The sequence below is a fragment of the Bradyrhizobium ottawaense genome (assembly GCF_900099825.1).
Lineage (GTDB): Bacteria > Pseudomonadota > Alphaproteobacteria > Rhizobiales > Xanthobacteraceae > Bradyrhizobium > Bradyrhizobium ottawaense_A.
In genome coordinates, this window is sequence record NZ_LT629693.1 from 180,645 (window position 1) to 204,219 (window position 23,575).

General features: G+C 63.1%; 28 protein-coding genes. 8 read left to right on the forward strand and 20 right to left on the reverse strand.

The genetic code is table 11. From position 1 onward, the window contains the following. Positions 1-9: 9 nt before the first annotated feature. Entirely contained in the window at positions 10-663 is a 654-nt protein-coding gene (locus BLR13_RS00880) for a tetratricopeptide repeat protein (RefSeq protein ID WP_074828651.1), read from the reverse strand. 275 nt (positions 664-938) lie between these two features. On the opposite strand from BLR13_RS00880, the gene BLR13_RS00885 reads away from it, so the two are divergent. Continuing rightward, a complete protein-coding gene (locus tag BLR13_RS00885) occupies positions 939-1,802 on the forward strand; it encodes a hypothetical protein (protein WP_074828649.1) in 864 nt (287 codons plus the stop codon). A gap of 13 nt (positions 1,803-1,815) precedes the next feature. On the opposite strand, the gene BLR13_RS00890 is transcribed toward BLR13_RS00885, so the two are convergent. The 7 genes from BLR13_RS00890 to BLR13_RS00920 all read right to left on the reverse strand — a co-directional run bounded on the left by BLR13_RS00890 (position 1,816) and on the right by BLR13_RS00920 (position 8,971). Next, entirely contained in the window at positions 1,816-3,417 is a 1,602-nt protein-coding gene (locus tag BLR13_RS00890; RefSeq protein WP_074828647.1) for a class I adenylate-forming enzyme family protein, read from the reverse strand. A gap of 11 nt (positions 3,418-3,428) precedes the next feature. After that, positions 3,429-4,256 carry a 3-methyl-2-oxobutanoate hydroxymethyltransferase gene (gene panB, locus BLR13_RS00895; protein WP_074828645.1) on the reverse strand — a complete coding sequence of 276 codons (828 nt, stop codon included), beginning with the start codon at positions 4,254-4,256 and terminating at the stop codon, positions 3,429-3,431. A 1-nt stretch (position 4,257) separates the two neighbouring features. Then, complete coding sequence (locus BLR13_RS00900; protein WP_074832155.1) at positions 4,258-4,842, reverse strand: NnrU family protein; 585 nt, start codon at positions 4,840-4,842, stop codon at positions 4,258-4,260. A gap of 164 nt (positions 4,843-5,006) precedes the next feature. Next, positions 5,007-5,606, reverse strand: coding sequence for a hypothetical protein (locus tag BLR13_RS00905; RefSeq protein WP_074828643.1), 600 nt, complete (start codon positions 5,604-5,606; stop codon positions 5,007-5,009). Positions 5,607-5,719: 113 nt separating this feature from the next. Further along, the gene (locus BLR13_RS00910) at positions 5,720-6,277 is read right to left on the reverse strand and encodes a TetR/AcrR family transcriptional regulator (RefSeq protein WP_074828641.1); all 558 of its coding nucleotides are present in this window, start codon (positions 6,275-6,277) and stop codon (positions 5,720-5,722) included. A 51-nt stretch (positions 6,278-6,328) separates the two neighbouring features. Next, positions 6,329-7,054 carry a crotonase/enoyl-CoA hydratase family protein gene (locus BLR13_RS00915; protein WP_074828640.1) on the reverse strand — a complete coding sequence of 242 codons (726 nt, stop codon included), beginning with the start codon at positions 7,052-7,054 and terminating at the stop codon, positions 6,329-6,331. 297 nt (positions 7,055-7,351) lie between these two features. Next, on the reverse strand, positions 7,352-8,971 hold the full coding sequence (locus tag BLR13_RS00920) for a peptide chain release factor 3 (protein ID WP_074828637.1): 1,620 nt from the start codon (positions 8,969-8,971) through the stop codon (positions 7,352-7,354). A gap of 154 nt (positions 8,972-9,125) precedes the next feature. Between BLR13_RS00920 and sugE the strand changes: the two genes are divergently transcribed. Continuing rightward, positions 9,126-9,440 (forward strand): quaternary ammonium compound efflux SMR transporter SugE, encoded by a 315-nt coding sequence (gene sugE, locus BLR13_RS00925; protein ID WP_074828636.1) that lies wholly within the window; start codon positions 9,126-9,128, stop codon positions 9,438-9,440. Here sugE and BLR13_RS00930 read toward each other — a convergent pair whose 3' ends face one another. The 7 genes from BLR13_RS00930 to BLR13_RS00960 form a co-directional block, all read right to left on the reverse strand. Beyond that, positions 9,441-10,445, reverse strand: coding sequence for an inorganic phosphate transporter (locus BLR13_RS00930; RefSeq protein ID WP_074828633.1), 1,005 nt, complete (start codon positions 10,443-10,445; stop codon positions 9,441-9,443). Positions 10,446-10,459: 14 nt separating this feature from the next. Beyond that, a complete protein-coding gene (locus BLR13_RS00935) occupies positions 10,460-11,104 on the reverse strand; it encodes a DUF47 domain-containing protein (protein WP_074832152.1) in 645 nt (214 codons plus the stop codon). A 155-nt stretch (positions 11,105-11,259) separates the two neighbouring features. Further along, on the reverse strand, positions 11,260-12,228 hold the full coding sequence (locus BLR13_RS00940) for a branched-chain amino acid ABC transporter permease (protein WP_074828630.1): 969 nt from the start codon (positions 12,226-12,228) through the stop codon (positions 11,260-11,262). Position 12,229: 1 nt separating this feature from the next. Further along, positions 12,230-13,093, reverse strand: a complete 864-nt coding sequence (locus BLR13_RS00945; RefSeq protein ID WP_074828627.1) for a branched-chain amino acid ABC transporter permease — start codon at positions 13,091-13,093, stop codon at positions 12,230-12,232. 71 nt (positions 13,094-13,164) lie between these two features. Then, positions 13,165-14,385, reverse strand: a complete 1,221-nt coding sequence (locus BLR13_RS00950; protein WP_074828625.1) for an ABC transporter substrate-binding protein — start codon at positions 14,383-14,385, stop codon at positions 13,165-13,167. A 40-nt stretch (positions 14,386-14,425) separates the two neighbouring features. Next, the gene (locus BLR13_RS00955) at positions 14,426-15,154 is read right to left on the reverse strand and encodes an ABC transporter ATP-binding protein (RefSeq protein ID WP_079586949.1); all 729 of its coding nucleotides are present in this window, start codon (positions 15,152-15,154) and stop codon (positions 14,426-14,428) included. A 7-nt stretch (positions 15,155-15,161) separates the two neighbouring features. After that, entirely contained in the window at positions 15,162-15,917 is a 756-nt protein-coding gene (locus tag BLR13_RS00960; RefSeq protein ID WP_074828619.1) for an ABC transporter ATP-binding protein, read from the reverse strand. A 370-nt stretch (positions 15,918-16,287) separates the two neighbouring features. Here BLR13_RS00960 and BLR13_RS00965 point away from each other — a divergent pair, with 370 nt between their 5' ends. Together BLR13_RS00965 and BLR13_RS00970 are read left to right on the forward strand one after the other, a co-directional pair. Continuing rightward, positions 16,288-16,890 (forward strand): PAS domain-containing protein, encoded by a 603-nt coding sequence (locus tag BLR13_RS00965; RefSeq protein ID WP_074828615.1) that lies wholly within the window; start codon positions 16,288-16,290, stop codon positions 16,888-16,890. Positions 16,891-16,896: 6 nt separating this feature from the next. Beyond that, complete coding sequence (locus BLR13_RS00970) at positions 16,897-17,520, forward strand: hypothetical protein (RefSeq protein ID WP_074828612.1); 624 nt, start codon at positions 16,897-16,899, stop codon at positions 17,518-17,520. A gap of 75 nt (positions 17,521-17,595) precedes the next feature. On the opposite strand, the gene BLR13_RS00975 is transcribed toward BLR13_RS00970, so the two are convergent. After that, the gene (locus BLR13_RS00975) at positions 17,596-17,967 is read right to left on the reverse strand and encodes an ArsC family reductase (protein ID WP_074828609.1); all 372 of its coding nucleotides are present in this window, start codon (positions 17,965-17,967) and stop codon (positions 17,596-17,598) included. A 72-nt stretch (positions 17,968-18,039) separates the two neighbouring features. Then, a complete protein-coding gene (locus BLR13_RS00980) occupies positions 18,040-19,359 on the reverse strand; it encodes a dicarboxylate/amino acid:cation symporter (RefSeq protein ID WP_074828604.1) in 1,320 nt (439 codons plus the stop codon). Positions 19,360-19,490: 131 nt separating this feature from the next. Here BLR13_RS00980 and BLR13_RS41010 point away from each other — a divergent pair, with 131 nt between their 5' ends. Both BLR13_RS41010 and BLR13_RS00985 read left to right on the forward strand, forming a co-directional pair. After that, positions 19,491-19,649: a DUF5993 family protein gene (locus BLR13_RS41010; RefSeq protein WP_171945005.1), complete on the forward strand. Its 159-nt coding sequence runs from the start codon at positions 19,491-19,493 to the stop codon at positions 19,647-19,649. Between the two features lie 7 nt (positions 19,650-19,656). Then, positions 19,657-20,214 (forward strand): disulfide bond formation protein B, encoded by a 558-nt coding sequence (locus BLR13_RS00985; RefSeq protein ID WP_074828601.1) that lies wholly within the window; start codon positions 19,657-19,659, stop codon positions 20,212-20,214. On the opposite strand, the gene BLR13_RS00990 is transcribed toward BLR13_RS00985, so the two are convergent. After that, on the reverse strand, positions 20,211-20,915 hold the full coding sequence (locus BLR13_RS00990) for a glutathione S-transferase N-terminal domain-containing protein (protein WP_074828599.1): 705 nt from the start codon (positions 20,913-20,915) through the stop codon (positions 20,211-20,213). The genes BLR13_RS00985 and BLR13_RS00990 overlap by 4 nt on opposite strands. Positions 20,916-20,996: 81 nt before the next feature. Here BLR13_RS00990 and BLR13_RS00995 point away from each other — a divergent pair, with 81 nt between their 5' ends. Next, positions 20,997-21,869 carry an SDR family oxidoreductase gene (locus tag BLR13_RS00995; protein WP_074828596.1) on the forward strand — a complete coding sequence of 291 codons (873 nt, stop codon included), beginning with the start codon at positions 20,997-20,999 and terminating at the stop codon, positions 21,867-21,869. A gap of 73 nt (positions 21,870-21,942) precedes the next feature. On the opposite strand, the gene BLR13_RS01000 is transcribed toward BLR13_RS00995, so the two are convergent. Then, on the reverse strand, positions 21,943-22,497 hold the full coding sequence (locus tag BLR13_RS01000; protein ID WP_074828593.1) for a 2'-5' RNA ligase family protein: 555 nt from the start codon (positions 22,495-22,497) through the stop codon (positions 21,943-21,945). Positions 22,498-22,668: 171 nt separating this feature from the next. On the opposite strand from BLR13_RS01000, the gene BLR13_RS42495 reads away from it, so the two are divergent. Next, entirely contained in the window at positions 22,669-22,818 is a 150-nt protein-coding gene (locus tag BLR13_RS42495) for a DUF1778 domain-containing protein (protein ID WP_433994252.1), read from the forward strand. A gap of 68 nt (positions 22,819-22,886) precedes the next feature. On the opposite strand, the gene BLR13_RS01010 is transcribed toward BLR13_RS42495, so the two are convergent. After that, on the reverse strand, positions 22,887-23,567 hold the full coding sequence (locus BLR13_RS01010) for a GNAT family N-acetyltransferase (protein WP_074828590.1): 681 nt from the start codon (positions 23,565-23,567) through the stop codon (positions 22,887-22,889). Positions 23,568-23,575 lie beyond the last annotated feature (8 nt).

Consider the following 23,575-nt stretch of genomic DNA (forward strand, 5'->3'; position numbering starts at 1 on the left):
AGCTCTTGATCAGCTCTTGGCAACCGGCGGAAGCAGGGCCTGCAGCGCTTCGGCGCGCGAACGCAGGCTCGGCGGCGTCTCGCCGTCATTGGCAATCAGGTCGAGCCATTGCCGCGTTGCCGCGGCGTCGTTGGCTCGCCAGGCCGACAAAGCCAGCAATTCACGCGCGGTATGGCGAAACGTCGCGCCTGGTGCCGCGGCGGCTTCGAGGCGCTCTTTCATGTTGGGATAGGTCGCGGTTTCCAGCAACAACTGGGCCGCGCGAATCCGCGCCAGATCCTGCGCTGCGACGCCGACGCTGCGGTCGGCGGCAATCTCGTCGAACAACTTCGCTGCGGCCGGCGCATCGCGGCTCGCGACCTCCGTCGCCATGCGCAGCCGTGCCAGTACGCGGTATCCCGCCGGTCCCCTGGCGGCCAGATCGGCAAACGCCGCTTCGGCTTCGGTGTGCTTGCTGGCTTCCGAGAGCTCCACAGCCTTGTCGAAGGCTGCCCCGGCCTCGGCGGCCTTCCTGGCTTCCACATACTCGTAGCCACGCCAGCCGCCCACAGACGCGATGATCAGGAGCGCGCCCGCGATGATATAGATCGAATATTGCTCCCACAGCTTCTTAAGCTGGTCGCGACGGACGTCCTCGTCTACTTCATCAAATAATTCAGACACTTAAGGCTATCCCATCCCCGAGGGAAACGCGATCAAGGTAGCGGCGCCACGCGCCCAATCCCCGCATGGCCGCGGCGTTACCCTAACGATATGGCGGTGGCAAGGCAAAGTGAGCCGGATCAAAGCGTTAACGGTGCGGCTTAAGGCCTGCGTCACGCGGTCCCCTGCAGAATGACTTGGGAATGAATGTCTTGGGAATGTTGACATCGCCGTTCAAAACTTGACGTAATCGCCCCTATTATCCCTTGGTTTCATTTCGTTTTCTGGGGTGGTTCATGCTTCGCCGTGCCCTGCTTTTCATTCTCGCCATGGCGCCGGCCGCCCTGCCCGCGGCGTCGCTGGCCTCTGACGCCAAGCCGAAGCCACCCGAGACGGCATTCAGCGGGAAACTGCGGCCGGACATCCTGGGCGTCTCCACCGACGCGACGGCCGAATCCGCGCGCGCTGCCTTCGAGACACGTTTCAAGGGACATGCCGATGCCAAGGCAGACATTCAGCAACAGAAACTCGGCGACAGCGGCACAAGCTTCGTCGCCGCGGTGAATTTCAACCTCCCCGCCGGCCCCAAGCAGACCGGCGAGTTGCTGTCGGGCAGCTTCTCCTCACCGGCGAGCGGCAACCGCGCCTATTTCATCGCCCGCAACCTGACCTTCGCAGCGGACCAGCAGCCGGCAAAAGCCGACATGATCAAGGAGATCATGGGCAAATATGGCGTTCCCACCATCGTCGGCGATCAGCACCTCTATTACATCTACCGCTCGGGCTCGGTGATTTCCTCCGGCACCAAATACAAGGAAGCGACCGCGCTTGAAGCGATCGACAAGCCGCTCGACCCGCGCGCCGCGGTCAAACTCAACGGCGAGACCGTTCGCGGCAGTTGCGTGGCCGTCATCAAGCGCGCCCAGACCAAGGCGAAAACGCTGAGCGCCATGTTCGATGAGGCCAAGGGCGCCAATTGCGACGGGGTATTGAGCGTGCAACTGATACCGGGCACGCCGACAGAGCGGGTCGGGATCGCGCAATTCACGCTGCTGGATACCAAACTCGTCGTCAGCGCCACCGCGATCGACAACGAGGCCATCGCAGCCGACCAGAACGAGCGCAAGGCGATGCCCAAGGGCAGCGCGCCGAAGCTCTGACGTCCTCGTTAATTTAAGGCTGCGCCGCCGCCCACGCTTCCCGCAACTGCCGCTTCATCACCTTGCCGTTGGCGTTGCGCGGCAGCGGATCCGACGTGAGATCGATGGTCTCCGGCACCTTGTAGTCCGACAACCGCTCGGCGCACCACGCGCGCAGCACCTCGCCGCTGACCGGGTTGCGGGTCACCACCACGGCATGCACGCGTTCGCCCAGCACCGGGCACGGTTTGGCGATGATCGCACTCTCGACCACGGCGGGGTGGCCTGAAAGCACCGACTCGACCTCGGCGGAATAGATCTTCAGGCCGCCGCGGTTGATCATGTCTTTCTGGCGATCGAACACGCGAACGAAGTTTTGTGCATCCACCGAACCAAGGTCGCCGGAATGCCAGAAGCCGGCGGTAAAACTCTCCGCCGTCGCCTTCGGATTGTTCCAGTAACCTCTGATGACCGAACCGCTGCGGATCCAGAGTTCACCAATTTCGCCGGGCGGCAATTCATGCCCGTCCGCTCCCATGGCGAGGATCTCGGCACCGGGACAGGGCAAACCGACGCTGTCGATGTGGCTCGCGGTCAATTCACCGGGCATCATGGTCGAGGGCGACGTGGTCTCGGTCGCGCCGTAGCAGTTCGCGAGCTTGAGGCCCGGGATCTTGATGGCCAGGCGTTCGATGGTGGCGATCGGCATCGGCGCGCCGCCAAAGCCGCCGATCCGCCAGCTCGACAGGTCGTAGCTGTCGAAATCGGGCTGCAGCAGGCAGAGATTATACATCGCCGGCACCATCACGGTGTAGGTGACGCGCTCGCGCGCGGCGACCTTCAGATATTCCGCGGCCTTGAACTCGGCCATGATGATCAGCGCGCCCGCGCAGCGCAGCATGGTCGTGATATTGGCGACCACGCCGGTGACATGCCCAAGCGGCACGGCGGCGATCGAACGATCGGCCGCGGTCAGCTTGAGACACGACACGAACACCATCGACGAATGAATGATGGTGCAATGCGCCAGCATCGCGCCCTTGGGTTTTCCGGTCGTGCCCGAGGTGTAGAGGATCATCGCCGTGTCTTCTTCGTCGACCTCGGCCGGTGCTGCGGCCGCTGCGTTATCGGCGAGCTCGGAAAAGCGCGAGACTTTTGCATCGTCATCGACAGCGATCCGAAACGCCAGATCGGGAACGTCGTGCTCATCGGGCACACGCGCGGCCAGTGCCGCCTCGTGGATCAGGAGTTTTGCGCCGCAATCGGTCAGCACATAGGCGATCTCGGGCTTTTGCTGCCGGGTGGAGAGCAGCACCGTCACCAAACCTGCATGCGCCGCGGCGAACATCGTCAGCACAAATTCGATGCGGTTGCCGAGCAGCACCGCGACCCGGTCGCCGCGCTGCAATCCAAGTTTGTGAAATCCGGTCGCGATCGCCTGGGATCGCTGCGCGACCTCGCGCCAGTCCATCCGGCTGCTGCCGCAGACCAGCGCCTCGCCGCCGGGATTGCGGGCCGCGGCCTCGGCAACCATTCCCCAGATGCTTTTGGGCCGCTCGCAAAACGCGGGCACCACGCGATCGCCGAAGCGCGCCTCGAGCCGCATCGGAGGAATGGAATGCTGCGACCAGTCCATGGCGGCCCTCTTCAGCCCTTGTTGGCTTTCATCTCGTAGACATGCTCCGGCCCGGGGAAAGCCCGCGAGCGCACGTCGGTGGCGTAGCTCTCGATAGCCGCTTCGATCGCGGGTCCGAGATTGCCGTAGCGGCGGACGAATTTCGGGGTCCGCGGCGACAGCCCCAGCATGTCTTCCAGCACCAGCACCTGGCCGTCGCACGCGGCACTGGCGCCGATGCCGATGGTGGGGATGGCGATCGCTTGCGTAATCTTGCGCGCCAGCGGCTCGGCGACGGCCTCGATCACGACCGAGAACGCGCCGGCTTCCGAGATCGCGCGCGCGTCGTTCAGGATCGGCTCCCAGCTCGCTTCATCGCGGCCCTGCGCGCGAAACGAGCCCAGCGTGTTGATCGATTGCGGTGTCAACCCGATGTGGCCCATCACGGGCACGCCGCGCTCGGACAGGAACGCGATGGTCTCCGCCATCCGCGCCCCGCCTTCGAGCTTCACCGCGCCGCAATGGGTCTCCTTCAGGATTCGCACCGCGGAATGAAACGCCTGCTCTTTCGACGCCTCATAGGAGCCGAACGGCATGTCGACCACGACCAGCGCGTGCTGCGAGCCACGCATGACCGCTCGTCCCTGCAGGATCATCATCTCGAGCGTGACCGGCACCGTGGTCTCGAAGCCGTGCATGACGTTGCCGAGGGAATCGCCGACCAGGATGACGTCGCAATAGCGATCCACCAGCGCCGCGGTATGGGCGTGGTAGGAGGTCAGCATCACGATCGGCTCGCCATTCTTGCGCGCGCGAATATCCGGCGCCGTTTTGCGCTTGATGGCAGACTGAACCGACATGCTAGACTCCAAACACGGGGACGCCGATCACGACCGGGTGGAACGCGAAGGCAAGCGCCAGATAAGCGACAACCCCGACCGCGATCGCGATCAGGTCATTGCCGGGACCGCCGACCGGGATCGGCGGCGCGCCGGCATCGGGGCGGCGTTTGAGCGAGATGCGGTCGAACACCGCCCATGCCAGGAACGAGCCGAACAGGATGATCGAGCCGAGATCGCCATTGGCGAGCAGATGCGCCGCCGCCCACAGCTTGACGCCCGTCAGCATCGGATGTTTCAGCGTCGTGTAGATGCGGCCGCGAATATAGGAGGCGACCACCAGAATGACCGCCGGCAGCATCAGCGCGACGGTGATGTGCTTGAACGCCTTCGGCGGATTCCAGACATCGATCCAGCCGGTCGCGCGATACTCGGCAAAGCCCCAGGCGATCAGCGCAAGGCCGGCAATCGAGACCAGCGCGTAGAAAATCTTGTAACCGCCCTCGCCCATCGAGGTGACAAATCGCGCGCGCAGATCGCGCTGCGTGGTGAGCGTATGGACGCCCAAAAACAGGATCAGGCCCAGGATCATCACCAGCAGTCCCATGACGTCCATCCCATCGCGGCTGTTTTTCCGGCTAACCGCGTATCACCTTAGGGGCTTGGCCCGCAATGCGCGAAAATGCACCCCACCCCATTGCCGTCCCTTGATGAGGGCTTACCTAATTTGCCGCGAAATGGCGGCGGGTTTCATCGCAGGAATCGCGCCCGTCAGGGGGTACCGGACCGCTTGCCCAGCTCGCGGTTGTCGACATAGCGGATCGCGATCGGCCGCCCGGCCAGCGCACCGCCGAGGCCACCGGTGAATTTCAGGGGCATGCAGGCCTCCAGCGAGGCGTTGATCGCCTTCAGATAGGCGGCGCGGGTCTCCGCGGAGACCCCGGCGGTGGAATAGGTCAGGCGCGGCGTGGCGATGATCTCGCCCGATCGCCTGAAGCTGAAACGCACCGACATCTGCATGCCCTCGCGCGCGCTGTCGGCCGGTGGTGGCGACCAGCACGACCGCAGCGCCGCAAAGAGGTCGCCGATGGTATCGAGGTCGTGGTCGGGCTTTTGATATTTCGCGGCCTGGTCCTGCGGCGGCACGGCCTCGATCGTGAGTTGCAGGTTTTCACCGTAGGGATAATCGATCTCGGGAATGCACGGCCCATGGTTGAGCACGCTGCAGTAATACGGCGTGCACGGCCGGTTATCGAGCACGCTGCAGGGCGCATGCGCAAACGGCGTGGCATCGATCTGGCGCGGCCGGGCATCGGCCGTGGCCATCCCGGCAAACAGGGCGATCAGGCAGATGATGATGCACCGGAACATGCGATGGTCCGTTGTTGGCGGGGTCCAGAGCCTTGTTAGTGCTGAACTTGATGCGCGCAGTCGTCAGCATCAAGGCTGACCGCGTTCACATCCTCGCGCTTACATCGTTAGATTCATGGCCGGGCGTTCATGGCGGAGAGTTCCGCAATCAGTGCCTTCTCGCTCGGCTGGTCGAGTACCCCGGTGGCATAGAGCGAAATGCCGCCATACAGCGTGATATAGACCTTCATCACGGCGCGGCGCCGCTCGGCCGGGGTCTTGATGTCCTGGCAGAAGATCCGCATCGCCTCGGTAATGACCTTGTGGACGGCCTGCTGCAGCGGCGGATTGTGCTTCATGGTCGCGTGCGGGCGGCTCGTCATCAGCGCATAGAGCGCGCGATTGGCCAGCGCGAACCGCACATATTTCGCGGTGTAATCATCCGGCGTGTTCGCCTTGACCAGGATTGCCGCGAGCCTGGTGTAGGCAGCGGTCGCGACCGCGTCGAGCAGCGCCTCGCGGTCGGCGAAATGATTATACAGCGAGCGATGCGCGACGCCGACGGCATCCGCGACCTCGCGCAGGCTCAATCGTTCATGGCCGGCTGCGGCCACCAGACGGGTGGCGGCCTTCAGGGCTTCGGATTTCAGGTTGCCATGGCGATAGGTCGCCCGGCGCGGCTTTGCGGTCATGCCCCTTCATACAAAGGCTGCAGCCGTAACGCCACCGCGCCGGCGAAGCCCTCAGGCCGAGGCCCGGCTGGCAACGCGGCTCTCGCCATATTGCGGGGTGATGTCCTCATCGATCATGGCGCGGATCATCTTGATGACCGCGCCCCGCGCCCGCGCCTTGGTGGCGGCATGGGCCGCCATGTTGAGCGTGGCAAGCGCCTGGGCTGCCGCCTCGGCGCTGCGATCCAGCGCTTCCGCCGGCACCACCCGGTCGAAGAACCCGGCAGTGACGGCCTCGACGGGGCCGAACATTTCCGCCGTCATCACCACCCTTGAGAAATAGGCCGGCGTCAGCCGCTGCCGCGCGACCTCGATGGCAAAGCGCGGCACGGTCAGCCCGATCGCGACCTCGTTCATGCCGATCCGGTAATCGCCCTCGGCGGCAATGCGGTGGTCGCTGGACATGATCAGGAAAGCGCCCATCGGATAAGCGTTGCCCTGGCAGGCCGCCACGACAGGGGTCGGAAACGACAGGATGCGCAGCGCCAGTTCGGCGCCCGCCTTCACCATCAGATATTGATCCTCGGCACTCCCTTTGGCGAATACGCCGAGGTCGAACCCGCCGGAAAAGTGCTTTCCCCGCGCTTTCAGGATCACGACGGTCTTGTCTCTTTCGGCCTGATCGAACGCCGCATGCAGCGCGTTCAACATCGCAACCGACATCACATTGGCCTTGCCGTCATCCATCACGATGGTGCCGACCGGGCCGGAACGGGAATACGTCGCAAGATCAGTCATGGTAGCCTCCCTTTCTGTTAAAGCATCCACTGGATACTTCAGGACGGCACGAGGCCGCGCAAGGGGCATGTTCCGGCGGGATGCGCATGGAGGCATCCACTGGATGCATGAGTGGGTGAGGCCAGCCCAGCCCACAACTGTCATCGCCCGCCTTGTGCGCGATTGCGCGCTGGGGCGGGCGACCCAGTATTCCAGAGACATCAGTGATTTATGGAGAGGCCGCGGCGTACTGGGTCACCCGCCTTCGCGGGTGACGACAGGAGGGGCTGGAACGGCAGCGCAGCTAACCGCCCGCCCCTACGCCTTTTTCTTCACGTCCTTGACGTTCGAAAAATTAATGCCCTCGGCGCGCTCGCGGGTGTAGCCGAGATAGAATTCGTTCTTGGCCATGAAGACCGGGTCGCCGTCGACATCGTCGGCGATGCCGGAATTGTTGGCGGCAACGAAGGCGTCGAGCTTCTTGCGGTCGTCGGAGGAAATCCAGCGCGCCAGCTGGAATTCCGAAACTTCGAATTCCACCGGCAGCGAATATTCGGCGTCGAGCCTGGCCTTGAGCACGTCGAGCTGCAGCGGACCGACGACGCCGACCAGCGCCGGCGCGCCGTCGCGCGGCCGGAACACCTGCACCACGCCCTCTTCCGACATCTGCTGCAGGGCTTCTTTCAGCTTCTTGGCCTTCATCGCATCGGTCAGGCGGACGCGGCGGACGATTTCCGGCGCGAAACTGGGAACGCCGACGAAGGTGATGTCCTCGCCCTCGGTCAGCGTGTCGCCGATCCGCAAGGTGCCGTGATTGGGAATGCCGACGACGTCGCCGGCAAATGCCTCGTCCGCCACCGAGCGATCCTGGGCGAAGAAGAATTGTGGCGACGACAGCGACATGTTCTTGCCGGTGCGCACCAGCTTCGCCTTCATGCCGCGGCTGAGCTTGCCCGAACACAGCCGCGCGAACGCGATACGGTCGCGGTGGTTCGGATCCATATTGGCCTGGATCTTGAACACGAAGGCGCTCATGCGCGGCTCGGCCGCCTCGACCTTGCGCAGGTTGGAATCCTGCGCGCGCGGCGGCGGCGCGAATTTGCCGAGTCCTTCCAACAGGTCGCCGACGCCGAAATTACGCAGCGCGCTGCCGAAATAGACCGGCGTCAGATGGCCTTCACGAAATGCTGCCAGTTCGAACGGCTTGCAGGCTTCCGACACCAGCGCGAGTTCGTCCTTGATCTCGGCGACGTCGAGATTGGCGTTGCGGCCGGCGAGTTCGCCGATGTCGATCTGTTGCGCCGCGCCGGTCTTGGCGCCGCCGCCTTCCAGCAGGCGCACGCCGCCATTGATGACGTCATAGGTGCCGAGGAAGTCGCGGCCGCGGCCGACCGGCCAGGTCATCGGCGTGGTGTCGAGCGCCAGCGTCTTTTCGATCTCGTCCAGCAGGTCGAACGTATCGCGGCTCTCGCGGTCCATCTTGTTGATGAAGGTGATGATCGGGATGTCGCGCAGCCGGCAGACCTCGAACAGCTTGCGGGTCCGCGCCTCGATGCCCTTGGCGGCGTCGATCACCATGACCGCGGAGTCGACCGCGGTCAGCGTGCGATAGGTATCTTCCGAAAAGTCCTCATGGCCCGGCGTGTCCAGGAGGTTGAAGACGAGGTCCTGGAATTCGAACGTCATCACCGAGGTCACGACCGAGATGCCGCGCTCGCGCTCGATCTTCATCCAGTCGGAACGGGTATTGCGTCGCTCGCCCTTGGCCTTGACCTGCCCGGCCAGGTTGATGGCGCCGCCGAACAGCAGCAGCTTTTCGGTCAGCGTGGTCTTGCCGGCGTCCGGGTGGGAAATGATGGCAAAGGTCCGCCGCCGCGCCACTTCATCTGCAAGCGGCGACCGGGACGGCGATTCGGTGGGAACAGCGATGTCGGACATGAAGCGAGCGTTTGGCAGGGAAAACCGGCGCAATCAAGGGTGATTTGGCGATTGCGCCATGCCGGTGCAAGCCCCATATCCGGGGCGGAAGGACGGCCTTCCGATCAGCACATCATCCGCGGGGACGACCCTGCCTGTATCTGGAGGGTTCGTCATGGCGTGGGCTGTGTTGTTTGCCGCAGGTCTGCTGGAAATCTGCTGGGCCATCGGCCTGAAATACACCGAAGGCTTTACGCGGCTGACCCCGTCAGTCCTGACGCTCGCGGCCATGGCCGGAAGCGTCCTCCTGCTCGGACTGGCGCTGAAAACATTGCCGATCGGAACCGCCTACGCGGTGTGGACCGGGATCGGCGCCGTCGGAACGGCAATACTCGGCATCTTCCTGTTCGGCGAACCGGCTTCCGGGCTTCGCCTGGCCAGCATCGGCCTGATCGTTGCCGGCATCGTCGGGCTCAAGCTGGTCACCTGATCAGCGCAGAAAGGTCACCGCCCAATAGGCCAGCGCCGCGACGATGGCGGAGGCCGGAATAGTGATCACCCAGGCATAGACGATCGAACTCGCCACGTTCCAGCGCACCGCGGAGACCCGCCGCGCCGCGCCGACGCCGACGATGGCGCCGGTAATGGTGTGGGTGGTGGATACGGGAACCCCGAGATAGGTGGCCATGAACAGGGTCGCGGCGCCGCCGGTTTCCGCACAAAAGCCCTGCATCGGCGTCAGCTTGGTGATCCGCAGCCCCATGGTGCGAACGATCCGCCAGCCGCCCATCAGGGTGCCCAGCGCCATCGCGGTCTGGCACGCCATCACCACCCAGAACGGAATCTCGAAATGGTCGCCGAGGTGGCCCTGCGAATACAGGAGCACCGCGATGATGCCCATGGTCTTCTGCGCGTCGTTGCCGCCATGGCCGAGCGAATAGAGCGACGCCGAGACGAACTGCAGAATACGGAAAGCGCGGTCGACCGCGAACGGCGTCGAACGCACCGACAGCCAGGACACGATCGCAACCAGCACCAGCGCCAGCAGGAAGCCGACCAGCGGCGACAGCACGATCGCCAGCAGCGTCTTGGTGAGCCCGCCCCAGACCGCGGCCGAGAAACCCGCCTTCGCCATGCCGGCGCCGACCAGTCCGCCGATCAAGGCGTGCGAACTGCTGGAGGGAATGCCGAGCGCCCAGGTGATCAGGTTCCAGGCGATGGCGCCTACCAGCGCGCCGAAGATCACCTGCGCATCGACGATGCTGGGCTCGATGATTCCGGTGCCGATGGTGTTGGCGACGTGGAGCCCGAACACCGCAAAGGCGACGAAGTTGAAGAACGCGGCCCAGACCACCGCATATTGCGGGCGCAACACCCGGGTCGACACGATCGTTGCGATCGAATTGGCGGCGTCGTGCAACCCGTTGAGGAAGTCGAACAGCAGCGCGACCGCGATTAATCCGGTCAGAATCGGAAGACCAAGCGTGGCGTCCACTGCGCGGCCCTGCCCTATACCTGTTCGATCACGATACTGTTGATCTCGTTGGCGACGTCGTCGAAGCGGTCCGCAACCTTTTCGAGATGCTTGTAGATCTCGGCGCCGACCACGAAATCCATGGCGTTGGCATTGCGATGCTTGAGGAACAGCTCCTTCAGCCCGATGTCGTGGAGGTCGTCGACGCGGCCTTCCAGCTTGCCGAGTTCCTCGGTGATCGCGGTCAGCATCGCGACGTTTTCGCCGATCGACTGCATCAGCGGCAGCGCGCGCCCGACCAGGTTGGCGCATTCGACCAGCAACGTTCCGATCTCGCGCATCGGCGGCTCGAAGGTGCGGACCTCGAACAGCACCACCGCCTTCGCGGTCTGCTGCATCTGGTCGATGGCGTCGTCCATCGAAGTGATCAGGTTCTTGATGTCGACGCGGTCGAACGGCGTGATGAAGGTCCGGCGAACGGCGGTCAGCACTTCTCGGGTGATGCCGTCGGCCTCGTTCTCGAACTGGTTGACGCGCTGGCAGAATACCGGCGTCTCGTCGCCGCCGCGCAGCATGTCCTGCAATGCCGTTGCGCCCTGCACGACCGTCTGGGCGTGCCGGTCAAACAGGTCGAAAAACCGCTCTTCTTTCGGCAAGAAGGCACGAAACCAGCGCATCAGCATCGGCAACAATCCATCGTTCTGGCAGGGCCGCCCGGGCGGCCCGTCACAAAACTGTCATAGACCATTCGAGGGCAAAGCGCGCCACGGCAGGCCCCGGGAACCCGGTCATCCACCGCTTTGTGGGGCCGCGAAAGCGGCCAAAACCGGCTGATTTAGAGCGATCGCCGGAAAAAATGCGCGATCTCGCCGATCACGCCACGGCGGAACGTCAGCACGCAGGCCACGAAGATCACACCCTGGATCACCGTCACCCACTGGCCGAAACCCGCCAGATATTGCTGCATGGCGATGATGACGAAGGCGCCGACCACCGGACCGAACACCGTCCCCAAGCCGCCGACCAGGGTCATCAGCACGATTTCACCGGACATCGACCAGTGCACGTCGGTGAGCGAGGCGTTCTGCGCCACGAACACCTTCAGCGAACCGGCGAATCCGGCGATGGTGCCGGACAGGATATAGGCCACCAGCTTGTACTGGTCGGTCTTGTAGCCCAGCGAGACCGCGCGCGGCTCGTTCTCGCGGATCGCTTTCAGCACTTCGCCGAACGGCGAGTTGATGGTGCGGTAGATCAGCAGGAAGCCGGCGAGAAAGCCGGCCAGTACGACGTAGTAAAGCACCGTCGGCTTGGAGAGGTCGAAGATCCCGAACAGGTGGCCCTGCGGGATGCCCTGAATGCCGTCCTCACCATGGGTGAACGGGGTCTGCAGATAGATGAAATACAAAAGCTGCGACAGCGCCAGCGTGATCATCGAGAAATAGATGCCCTGGCGGCGGATCGCGATCAGCCCGGTGACGACGCCGAGCGCGGCCGCACCCGCGGTGCCGGCCAGGATGCCGAGTTCGGGCGATAGCCCCCAGACCTTCAGCGCATGCGCCGAGATATAGCCCGCGGTGCCCAGAAACATCGCGTGGCCGAAGGAAAGCAGACCGCCATAGCCGATCAGCAGATTGAAGGCGCAGGCCAGCAGCGCAAAGCACAACGCCTGCATCACGAAGAACGGATAGATGCCGCTCCAGGGCACGAGACCCAGCAGCACCGCCATCACGGCGAACACGATCATCTCGTCGCGCATCGCGCGCGGCGTTACCGGGAGAGTGTCGTCAGTCAATGCGCTCATGTCAGGCCGCCCGTCCGGTCAGTCCCGTTGGCTTCACCAGCAACACCAGCACCATCAGGACGAAGACCACGGTGTTGGAAGCCTCGGGATAAAAGTATTTGGTCATTCCTTCGATCACGCCGAGCGCAAAGCCCGTGATGATCGATCCCATGATGGACCCCATGCCGCCGATCACCACCACCGCGAACACGACGATGATCAGGTCGGCGCCCATCAAAGGTCGCACCTGGTTGATCGGCGCCGACAGCACACCGGCCAGCGCTGCCAAACCGACGCCAAGCCCGAAGGTCAGCGTGATCATGCGCGGCACGTTGATGCCGAAGGCGCGCACCAGCGTCGGGTTCTCGGTCGCCGCGCGCAGGTAGGATCCGAGCCGGGTCCGTTCGATGGTGTACCAGGTCGCCAGGCAGACCACGAGCGAGAAGATCACGACCCAGCCGCGATAGATCGGCAGGAACATGAAGCCGAGATTCATGCCGCCCTTCAACTCATCGGGGATCGCGTAAGGCAGGCCCGAGGAGCCGAAATAATTCTGGAACACGCCCTGAATGATCAGCGCCATGCCGAAGGTCAGCAGCAGGCCATAGAGATGGTCGAGGCCTGCCAGCCACTGCAGCATGGTCCGTTCCAGGATCATGCCGAAGATGCCGACCACGATGGGCGCGATGATCAGCGCCCACCAGTAGCCGAGGCCCATCAGGCTCAGAAGGAAATACGCAACGAAGGCGCCCATCATGTAGACGGCGCCATGGGCGAAATTGATGATGTTGAGCATGCCGAAGATCACGGCGAGCCCGAGACTGAGCAGCGCGTAGAACGATCCGTTGATCAGTCCCACCAGGAGCTGTGCGTAGAGTGCCTGCATGAATTTATCTCACATCGTCCATTCGCTCGATCGGCGTTGTCCGGCAGTCCGCGACCGCCGGGTTATCGCCATTACTTCTTCAGAAGCGGGCACGCACTTTCCGAAAGTGGCCTGAACGCCTGGTCTCCGGGTGTCGTTCCGATCAGCTTGTAATAGTCCCACGGCCCCTTGGATTCGGACGGTTTCTTGACCTCGAACAGGTAGGCCGGATGTAGCGCCCGGCCGTTCGGCTGAATGCTGCCTTTGCCGAACAGTGCATCGTCGGTCGGAAGCTCCTTCATCTTCGCGACCTCCTTGGCACCGTCATGCGGATTGCTTCCGAGCGCCTCGAGCGCCTTGAAGTAATGCAGGAGCCCGGAATAGACGCCAGCCTGCACCATGGTCGGCATCGCCTTGGTCTTCATGCGATCGGAGAAACGCTTGGAGAACGCCCGGGTCTGATCGTTCATGTCCCAATAGAACGTCGAACTCAGGTTGAGGCCCTGCGCGACGTTCAGACCAAGCGAGTGCACGTCGCTGATGAACAGCAGCAGTCCCGCGAGCTTCTGCCCGCCCGCGACGATGCCGAATTCGGCAGCCTGCTTGATCGTGTTGGTGGTGTCGCCGCCGGCGTTGGCCATGCCGATGATCTTGGCCTTCGAGGCCTGGGCCTGCAGCAGGAAGGACGAGAAGTCCGACGAATTGAGCGGATGCTTCACGCCACCGATCACCTTGCCGCCGGAGGCGAGGACGACGGCCGTGGTGTCGCGCTCAAGCGCCGCGCCGAAGGCGTAATCGGCCGTGAGGAAGTACCAGGTGTCGCCACCGGCCTTGACCAGCGCCGCACCGGTGCTGTGGGCCAGCATGTAGGTATCGTAGGTCCAGTGAACCGTATTCGGCGTGCATTGGGCGTTGGTCAGATCGGAACTCGCGGCGCCCGAGTTGATCATCACGCTGTTTTTTTCCTTCACGACGTTATTGACCGCAAGCGCAACGCCGGAATTGAGCACGTCCATCAGGACGTCGACCTTCTCGACGTCGATCCATTGGCGCGCAATGGTGGTGGCGATGTCCGGCTTGTTCTGATGGTCGGCCGAAATCAGGTCGATCTTCCAGCCTTTGGCAGCCATCCCGGAGTCCTCGATCGCCATCTGCGCCGCCAGCGTCGAGCCGGCGCCGCCGAGATCGGAATAAAGCCCGGAATTGTCGGTGAGGACGCCGACCTTGACGGTCTTGTCCTGCGCCAGAGCGCCGCCATTCGTAGCCAACGCCAGGGCGGTGCCGAGGATGAGAGTCGAAATACGATATTTCATATTTTTCTCCGTAAAACCTGATTGCGGGCGCGGTGCGGCTTCAGACGCCGAGATAGGTGTGGAGCTTGTCCATGTTGGCCGACAGCTCGGAATTGGCAAATCCGTCGATCACCTTGCCGTGCTCGACGATGTAGTAGCGATCGGCAACCGTCGAGGCGAAGCGGAAATTCTGCTCGACCAGCAGGATCGTGAAACCTTCCGACTTCAGCCGCGCGATGGTGTGGCCGATCTGCTGGATGATGACGGGCGCCAGCCCCTCGGTCGGCTCGTCCAGCATCAGGAAGCGCGCGCCGGTGCGCAGGATTCTGGCGATCGCCAGCATCTGCTGTTCGCCGCCCGAGAGCTTGGTGCCCTGGCTGTTGAGGCGCTCCTTCAGGTTCGGAAACAGGTCGAAGATCTGATCGAGCGACAGGCCGCCGGGGCGCACGATCGGCGGCAGCAGCAGGTTTTCGCGCACGTCGAGGCTGGCAAAAATGCCCCGCTCCTCCGGGCAGAAGGCAATCCCCATCCGCGCGATCCTGTCGGACGAGGTGCGGATGATGTCCTGGTTGTCGAAGCGGATCGAGCCGGTGCGCTTGCCGATGATCCCCATGATCGACTTCAGCGTCGTGGTCTTGCCGGCGCCGTTGCGGCCGAGCAGCGTGACCACTTCGCCGGCATTCACATTGAAATTGACGCCGTGAAGGATGTGGGATTCGCCGTACCAGGCCTGCAGATCCTGAACGGAGAGAACCTGCGTTACCGCCGGTTTGGTTGCGGCCTCGGCCATTTTCAAATCACTCATGGCCGGCCCCCAGATAGGCTTCCTTGACGCGCTCGTCCTTGGACAGTTGGGCGTAATTGCCTTCCGCCAGCACCTGACCGCGCGTCAACACCGTGATGGTGTCCGAGAGGTTGGCCACGACGTTGAGATTATGCTCGACCATCAGGATGGTGTACTTCGCCGAAATGCGCTTGATCAGCGCAGCGACCTTGTCGATGTCCTCGTGGCCCATGCCGGCCATCGGCTCGTCGAGCAGCATCATCTCGGGGTCGAGAGCCAGCGTCGTTGCGATTTCAAGCGCGCGCTTGCGCCCATAGGCCATCTCGACGGCCGGCGTGTCGGCAAATTCGCTCAGGCCCACATCGTTCAGCAACTCGCGTGCGCGGCCGTTGAAGCGGTCGAGCACGGTCTTGGAGCGCCAGAAATCGAACGAAGCGCCGTGCTGGCGCTGCAACGCGACCCGCACGTTCTCGAGCGCCGTCAGGTGCGGAAACACCGCCGAAATCTGGAACGACCGCACCAGACCGAGCCGGGCCACATCGGCCGGCGCCATCGCGGTAATGTCCTTGCCCTTGTACAGGATCTGGCCGGCCGAGGGCTTCAGGAACTTGGTCAGGAGGTTGAAACACGTCGTCTTGCCGGCGCCGTTGGGCCCGATCAACGCATGAATGCTGCCGCGGCGCACCTTGAGGCCAACGTCGCGAACGGCAAAGAAACCCGCGAATTCCTTGGTCAATCCGTGGGTTTCGAGAATGAACTCATCAGCCAAACAAATTTCCCCCATCAGCCCAGCCGCGAAGTCCCGTCGCGCGTGGCCAATTTTTCCCTGTCGGCAGGCTCTCCTGGACGTTCTTGGAAACGATCCCGGGCCTGCCGCCTCCGGGCCGGAATATGCCGTCAACAGCGGGGATTAGGCAAGGTGGAAAGCTGGGCATGGACGGGGGCGCGCCCTGGTTCCGGTCCCGCCAAAAGTCGAATTGCGCCACCGGCCCGTTTGGTCGATCCGCCAGCGGCTTTCGGCCATCGGGGCATGCCGGAAAGTCATCGTTAACGGTGTTTTGCTGAGATCGGCCGCTTTCATAGAATATTTCCGCCTCGGGCGGATCATGGCGCGATTTACATTGGCAGGGATTGCGGCCTTGGAATTTGAAAGCGCCCAACCGTCGGTCGTCAAATCGATCAAGCAGCGCGACCTGCTGAATACATGGCTGCGGCTTTATGCCCGCAACCAGTCGCTGCCGCGCATCGATGAATATCAACCGGAGCGGATCGAGGACGAACTCCCCGACCTCGTCTTCTACACCGTCGACATGTGCCAACAGCCACCGCGCCTGACGATCCAGAGCGACGGCACGCGGATGTCGAACGCCTACGGCAACACCGGCAAGGGCCGCTATCTCGACGAATATCTCGGCGCAAGGCTCGCTCCGATCGTGATGCCGGTCTACCACGAGTGCATTGGCCGTCGCCTGCCCGCCTATACCATCTCCAATATCGACGACATCTACGGGAGGATCGTTGCCTATGAGCGGCTGTTGCTGCCGTTCTCGGAGGATGGCACCCTCACCCACATCATCGCGTCGCTGAAGACCATCAGCGAGGATGGCGGCTTCGAGATCAGAAACCTGATGCGCGGGGGCGACAAACTGCCGGTGCCCAAGCTCCGCACCGTCATCGATCGCGAACTCTTCCACCGCGCACCCGGCCGCATTCCGTCGGGCGACGTCATTGAATTCGGCTAAGGTGCGATGGAATTCATCAGCTCCGATCCCTCGGTGGTCCGATCGATCCGGCAGCGCTATCTGCTGAATACGTGGTTGCGCGCGGCGGCCGGGCACCGCCCGTTGCCCTTGCTCCGCGATTTCCAACCGGACCGCGTCGCTGACGAACTCGCCGACATGATGGGCTTCGACGTCGTGGGCCAGGGTGACGACGCGCGCTTCCTGATCACCCAGGAAGGGGCCAGACTCACCACCACCTACGGCAATGACCACATCGATCCGGCCGAGCGAACCAATCGCTTTCTCGACGACGCCATCGGACCGGTGCGATATGCCAATGTGATTGCACTGTACCGGACCTGCCTGGCGTACAAGCGGCCGGCTTATTCGATCTCGATGGTGCAGGACGACGACGGCAAGGACGTGTCCTATGAGCGGCTGTTGCTGCCATTCGGCAGCGGCGAAGCCATCGAACAGATCGTCGGCTCCTACAAGAGCATCAGCATCGAGGGCGGCTTCAAGATCAACAACCTGATGGGCCTGTGGCCCAGGGCGGTGCCGGTGATCCTGCTCAGGGCGGTGATCGATCGCGACGTCGCCTCGGCCCCGCCGTACCCGAGCGCCTCCGACGAAGTCGTCGAACTCGACTAGAGCCTTATCGGTTCTGATGGAATCAGAACCAGGCTCTACTTTCTTGTTTGACGCGTTTTCTTGCGCGAAAACGCTCTAGGCTTTTCGCCCGCCCGCCTTCGACGTCACTTCCTTCGCATAGATCTCCGGCTTGAACCCGGCCAGCAACTTGCCGCCGATGTCCAGCACCGGACGCTTGATCATCGACGGCTGCGCCACCATCAACGCCAGCGCCTTGCGCTCGTTGAGACCTTCCTTGTCGCTATCGGGCAGTTTGCGGAATGTCGTGCCGGCGCGGTTGAGCAATGTTTCCCAGCCGAGTTCGTCGGACCATCGCTTGAGTTTGTCCTTGGCAATGCCCGCGGTCTTGTAGTCGTGAAAGTCGTAGGCGATGCCGTGGCTGTCGAGCCAGGCACGGGCCTTCTTCATGGTGTCACAGTTCTTGATGCCGTAGATCGTAATCGCCATCGGACGACTTTCCCTTCCAGGTTACCTCATCGTGATCGGATCGCACGCGGCGAGACGGCGCCTCGGCGCCGTCTATGCCGCACCCGGCTCGAGCGCCTCGCCCAATTCGATCGGATGCGCCATGGCTTCGTGCAGCTTGTCCTTGTCCAGTTCGCCCTCCGAACGGCTGATGACGATGCAGGCCACGCCGTTGCCGATCAGATTGGTCAGCGCGCGGCATTCGCTCATGAACTTGTCGATGCCGACCAGAATGGCGATCGACTGGATCGGTATGTCGGGCACGATCGAAAGGGTCGCCGCCAGCGTGATAAAGCCCGCGCCGGTGACGCCGGAAGCGCCCTTCGAGGTGATGATGGCAATGCCGAGAATGCCGAGCTCCTGCCAGATCGTCAGGTGGGTGTTGGTCGCCTGTGCCAGGAACAGCGTCGCCAGCGTCATATAGATGTTGGTGCCGTCGAGATTGAAGCTGTAGCCGGTCGGGATGACGAGGCCGACCACCGGCCGCGACGCGCCGAGATGCTCCATCTTCTGGATCATCTGCGGCAGCACGGTTTCCGACGACGACGTTCCGAGCACGATCAGCAGTTCATCCTTGATGTAGAGGATGAAGCGAATGATCGAGAACCCAGAAAGCCTCGCAATCGAACCCAGCACGATCAATACGAACAGAATGCTGGTGAGATAGAAAGTCGCGATCAGCGCGATCAGGTTCCACAGCGAAGTGAGGCCATAGGCGCCGACCGTGAACGCCATCGCGCCGAACGCACCGAGCGGCGCGAGGCGCACGATCATGCGGATGATGCCAAAGAACATCTTGGCGGCCTGGTCGACGGCACGGGAAATCGGCTCGCCGGCCTTGCCGAGAAATGCCACGGCAAAGCCGGAGAGAATCGAAACCAGCAGCACCTGCAGCAGGTCGCCGCGGGCGAGCGCGCCGAAGTAGCTGTCGGGAATGATCCCGAGCAGGTGGGCGACGATGCCTTCTTCCTTCGCCTTGGTGACGTAGGTGGCCACGGAGTTGGGGTCGATCGTGGCCGGATCGATGTTGAAGCCGTGACCGGGCTGCAGCACTTCGCCGACGATCAGGCCGATGGCGAGCGCCACCGTCGAGACCACCTCGAAATAGATCAAGGCCTTGAGCCCGACCCGGCCAACGCGCTTCAGGTCGCCCATCGAGGAGATGCCATGCACGACGGTGCAGAAGATCACCGGCGCAATCATCATCTTGATCAGGGCGATGAAACCGTCGCCGAGCGGCTTCAGCTCCCTGCCCAGATCCGGATAGAACCGGCCGACCAGAACGCCGAGCCCGATCGCGATCAGGACCTGAAGGTAGAGGACCCTGTACCACGGTTGATGACGGACGGCGGGACGGATCGCTTCTGTTGTCATGGAATACCCCCGACCGGATCTTTGAAATTTCGCCTATCATGGAATAGCGAGACAGGTGCGGACAATCAATTTCGTGTGGCCGCGCGTCGAATCTATCATAGACTGGGCATCATTCGCTGCCGGGACCGAAGATGGAATTCACCCTGTTGTTTCTGGCCATCGCCGTCGTGATGCTGGCCGCCTGGCGCGGCCCGCGGCCGCTGGCGCTCGGCCTGTTCGCGGCCGTCATGATCGCGTGCGTCGCAACCTATCTGCACCACGCAACCGATACGCTGAAACTGTCGTTCTGAGGAACAGATGACCCAGACGCGTGCCGTCACGCTCAACGCGCTCAGCCTCTACGCGGCCGCGCTGGTGCTGGCGGCGGCCTTTGCAGCGCAATTCATGCTGCACGAACTGCCCTGCCCGCTGTGTCTGTTGCAACGCCTGCTGTTTGCGACGCTCGCCATCGGGCCGATCCTGAACATCCGCTTCGGCCCGCGTCCCAGCCATTATGCAATGTCGCTGCTGGCTGCGGTGGCCGGCGCGGTCGCATCGACAAGGCAGGTGCTGCTGCACGTCCTGCCTGGCGACGCCGGCTACGGTTCGGCGCTGCTCGGCTTTCACTATTATAGCTGGGCGCTGATCGGCTTCGTCGCCGCCATCGTGCTGCTGGCAGCCATCCTGCTGTTCGACCGCCAGTTTGCCGACGACAGCACCTCGTTGCCGGCCGACGGCGGCGCCTTCGCGCAAACCGCGGTCTGGCTCGTGATCGCGCTGACGGCAGCCAACATGGCGACGACGCTGCTGGAATGCGGCTTCGGCGCCTGCGCCGATAACCCTGTTGTCTACGAACTGCTCAAGCACGCCGGCTAGGGACGTTTCGGAATCTCCAGCCCGCGCTGCACGGCGGGCCGCGCCAGGCCGCGCTCCAGCCATGCCGGCACATGCCTGAGCGTGTCGAACGCGACCAGTTCGCGTGCGCCGTAGAACCCGATCAGATTGCGCACCCAGCCCAGCATCGAAATGTCGGCGATGGTGTATTCGTCGTCCATGATCCACTGCCGGCCGGCAAGCCACGTCTCCAGCACGCCGAGCAGCCGCTTCGACTCCGCGACGTAGCGCTCCAGCGGCCGCTTGTCGGCATAGTCCTTGCCGGCGAACTTGTGGAAGAAGCCGACCTGGCCGAACATCGGCCCGATCCCGCCCATCTGGAAGTGCAGCCACTGGATGGTCTGGTATCGCCGCGCCGAATCCGCCGGCAACAGCTTGCCGGTCTTCTCGGCGAGATATTGCAGGATCGCGCCGGACTCGAACAGGCCCAGCGGCTTGCCGCCAGGTCCATTGGGATCGAGGATCGCGGGGATCTTGCCGTTCGGGTTCAGCGAGAGAAACTCCGCCGTCTTCTGGTCGTCCTTGCTGAAGTCGACCAGATGCACCTCGTAGGGCAGCCCGATCTCTTCGAGCATGATCGATATCTTGACGCCGTTCGGCGTCGGCAACGAATAAAGCTGAAGACGGTCGGGATGTTTGGCGGGCCAGCGTTTGGTGATCGGGAAACTCGAGAGATCGGGCATCAAAACTCGTTCTTTTGCTTGGCTTCTGCTAGGCGGCTAATGTACGGCTGATGCCGCATATAACAAGGGTCGGCCCTGTCCATGACTGATGATACGACGGCAGCAAAACTTGGTCTGACCGACGCGGAGCTCGCGGTTCATCCGACCGTCTTCGCAAGCGGCGCGCTGAAGGACCGGGTTGTCGTGGTGTCCGGCGGCGCCGGCGGCATCGGGCGGGCAATCGCCTGGCTGTGCGCGCGGCTGGGCGCGCATGTCGCCGTCGTCGGCCGCAATCAAACCAAGCTCGACTCGCTGGTCGCCGAAATGGCCGACCGCGATCTCAAGGCATCCGCCTACGTCACCGACATCCGGGAGCCCGACGCGGTCAACGCGCTGTTCGACACCGTCTGGGCCGCGCATGGGCGCGTCGACGGATTGATCAACAGCGCCGGCGGGCAATTTCCGCAGGCCGCGATCGATTTTTCGGTGAAGGGCTGGAACGCCGTCATCAACACCAATCTGAACGGCACCTGGTACATGATGCAAGCCGCGGCGCAGCGCTGGCGTGACCACAAGCACCCCGGCAACATCGTCAACATCGTGGTCGTCACCACCCACGGTCTCCACGGCATCGCGCACACGATCGCCGCGCGCAGCGGCGTGATCGGATTGTCGCGGGCGGTCGCGGTCGAATGGGCGCCGCTGAACATCAGGGTGAACTGCGTGGCGCCCGGGGTCATCGAGACCGAGGGCTGGAACGTCTATTCGCCGGCAGCCCGCGCCGCCTACCCGCGCTCCAATCCGATGATGCGCAACGGAACGACGTTCGACGTCGCCGAGGCCTGCGTCTATTTCGCCGCGCCGTCCGGCAAATTCGTCACCGGCGAAATGCTGACGGTCGATGGCGGCGGTCAGCTCTGGGGCGAGACCTGGACCACCGGCAAGCCGGCCTATTTCGGCGGCGACGACACGTAGCGCCGCCGATTTCACATGCCCCGCTACCGCCTCGCAGCGGAGCCAACGTATCTGTTCAGCTCGATGGCGGAGATCAAGCAACGGATCGCGCATCCAACGACCACCGCGCCAGGCAATCATGGCCCCTCAGGCTGCGAATGAGCACGAACTCGTTCACGGTCCAGCAGATCGGCTCGACCGGATACTCTTCCACGGCACGCGCGTCGTAGAGCAGCGTCACATGCGGCGCGAAATTCGTGTTTGCCACCTTCCGCAGACCTTTTCGCATCATCACATCGCCGAGCATACGGCGAAACGATATCAGCCGCTGTAATCCATTATCTCCGACCAGCACAAACGGGCGACTGTCACCCTTGCCGCGAAAGCTCGCGGTGCGGTCGAATAGAACCTCGAACGGCTCCATTCGCACTTCCGCAGCAGCCGCACATGCGGCCCGGATGTCCGGCTCCGGCAAACCGCCGAGAAAGAACAGCGAAACGTGCAAGCGTTCAGGTTCGATCAGCTTGCCATTGAATTGGTGAGCGCGCTTGAGAACGCCGGCTAGCCTGTGGATTCGAGCCGCGGTGCCCGTGTCGGGAATGGCTGCGAGAAATAACCGGGCACTATCAAAATTTGCAATTCCACTCATGATAGAACATACCATGAACACTTGGATCAATCAACCAAAGGATGCGCAGGGATGTTGTATTGCAGGGCCGCCCGAAACTGACGTAGCCATTATCGATCGGGCTGCCTTACACGGCCGTTCGCGGACAAACCTTATGCGCAAGGCGTAGTGCGTGCGGCGGAGGATGTATTGATGGAAACGGCACCCATTCGAATGAGTTCGGCAGGCTTCAAGGCTTTCATGGAGGCGCTATCAGCGCCTCCCCGCAAGGTGCCTGAAATGGTCAAGCTGTTGCAGCGCGCCGCTCCGTGGGAATCCGGGGATGCAAAAGCCGGGAAGTGATCGGTGGCCGTCTCCGAGCGCGCTCTAAGCATTGCAACACGACTGAACCGGAATGCCTGCCCACGCGCTCACACCTGCTTCTGCAACACCGTCACATGCAGGCGGCGGCGGATTTCCATGCCCTGCCGGCGATAGAGCGCGATCGCGGACGCGTTGCTGGTGAAGACGTGCAGGAACGGAATTTCGCCGCGCGCCACGATCTGGCGGGAGATCGCGGACAACAGGATTTGCCCGTAGCCGTGGCCGCGGTGCGAGGGATGCACGCAGACCGCGGTGATCTCGGTATAATTAGCCGGCTTCATGCGTTCGCCGGCCATCGCGACCAGCTGACCATCCACACGAATGCCGAGGAAGGTTCCGAGTTCATGCGTGCGCGCGCTGAACGGGCCGGGTTTTGTCAATGCGGTCAGCGCCATCATGTCGGGAACGTCGGCAACGCCGAGCGTGAGAATATCGACATCGCCTGCCGGGACGTCGGCCGGCGTCCCGATCATCTGCTCGCCGGTCTCGGCCAGCACAACCTTGAACTCGGCCGGCGCCGTCACGGTATCAGGCGTGAACAGCACTGCGATCTCGGATCCTAGCATCATCGCGCCGAGGGCCGCGAATCCGCGCGACGAAATCTCCGCCATGTCGGCGAACGGCGTGATCGCGATGGGATACCGCCGTGCATGGTCGCCGCCTTCCGCCAAAGCCTGGTGCTGCGTCGTCAGCGCGGTCCAGATCGGATGATCGAGCGGATGCGGCATGGATAAAT

Coding starts and splice junctions, on each gene's coding strand:
- sugE (WP_074828636.1), top strand. CDS start 9,126: ATGGCGTGGGCTGTGTTGTTTGCCGCAGGTCTGCTGGAAATCTGCTGG.
- panB (WP_074828645.1), bottom strand. CDS start 4,256: ATGTCGGTTCAGTCTGCCATCAAGCGCAAAACGGCGCCGGATATTCGC.
- BLR13_RS00950 (WP_074828625.1), bottom strand. CDS start 14,385: ATGAAATATCGTATTTCGACTCTCATCCTCGGCACCGCCCTGGCGTTG.
- BLR13_RS00900 (WP_074832155.1), bottom strand. CDS start 4,842: ATGGGACTGCTGGTGATGATCCTGGGCCTGATCCTGTTTTTGGGCGTC.
- BLR13_RS00980 (WP_074828604.1), bottom strand. CDS start 19,359: ATGACAACAGAAGCGATCCGTCCCGCCGTCCGTCATCAACCGTGGTAC.
- BLR13_RS00910 (WP_074828641.1), bottom strand. CDS start 6,277: ATGACCGCAAAGCCGCGCCGGGCGACCTATCGCCATGGCAACCTGAAA.
- BLR13_RS00920 (WP_074828637.1), bottom strand. CDS start 8,971: ATGTCCGACATCGCTGTTCCCACCGAATCGCCGTCCCGGTCGCCGCTT.
- BLR13_RS00885 (WP_074828649.1), top strand. CDS start 939: ATGCTTCGCCGTGCCCTGCTTTTCATTCTCGCCATGGCGCCGGCCGCC.
- BLR13_RS00995 (WP_074828596.1), top strand. CDS start 20,997: ATGACTGATGATACGACGGCAGCAAAACTTGGTCTGACCGACGCGGAG.
- BLR13_RS00970 (WP_074828612.1), top strand. CDS start 16,897: ATGGAATTCATCAGCTCCGATCCCTCGGTGGTCCGATCGATCCGGCAG.
- BLR13_RS00985 (WP_074828601.1), top strand. CDS start 19,657: ATGACCCAGACGCGTGCCGTCACGCTCAACGCGCTCAGCCTCTACGCG.
- BLR13_RS41010 (WP_171945005.1), top strand. CDS start 19,491: ATGGAATTCACCCTGTTGTTTCTGGCCATCGCCGTCGTGATGCTGGCC.
- BLR13_RS42495 (WP_433994252.1), top strand. CDS start 22,669: ATGGAAACGGCACCCATTCGAATGAGTTCGGCAGGCTTCAAGGCTTTC.
- BLR13_RS00990 (WP_074828599.1), bottom strand. CDS start 20,915: ATGCCCGATCTCTCGAGTTTCCCGATCACCAAACGCTGGCCCGCCAAA.
- BLR13_RS00975 (WP_074828609.1), bottom strand. CDS start 17,967: ATGGCGATTACGATCTACGGCATCAAGAACTGTGACACCATGAAGAAG.
- BLR13_RS00905 (WP_074828643.1), bottom strand. CDS start 5,606: ATGTTCCGGTGCATCATCATCTGCCTGATCGCCCTGTTTGCCGGGATG.
- BLR13_RS00890 (WP_074828647.1), bottom strand. CDS start 3,417: ATGGACTGGTCGCAGCATTCCATTCCTCCGATGCGGCTCGAGGCGCGC.
- BLR13_RS00940 (WP_074828630.1), bottom strand. CDS start 12,228: ATGAGCGCATTGACTGACGACACTCTCCCGGTAACGCCGCGCGCGATG.
- BLR13_RS00955 (WP_079586949.1), bottom strand. CDS start 15,154: ATGGCCGAGGCCGCAACCAAACCGGCGGTAACGCAGGTTCTCTCCGTT.
- BLR13_RS01010 (WP_074828590.1), bottom strand. CDS start 23,567: ATGCCGCATCCGCTCGATCATCCGATCTGGACCGCGCTGACGACGCAG.
- BLR13_RS00915 (WP_074828640.1), bottom strand. CDS start 7,054: ATGACTGATCTTGCGACGTATTCCCGTTCCGGCCCGGTCGGCACCATC.
- BLR13_RS00945 (WP_074828627.1), bottom strand. CDS start 13,093: ATGCAGGCACTCTACGCACAGCTCCTGGTGGGACTGATCAACGGATCG.
- BLR13_RS01000 (WP_074828593.1), bottom strand. CDS start 22,497: ATGAGTGGAATTGCAAATTTTGATAGTGCCCGGTTATTTCTCGCAGCC.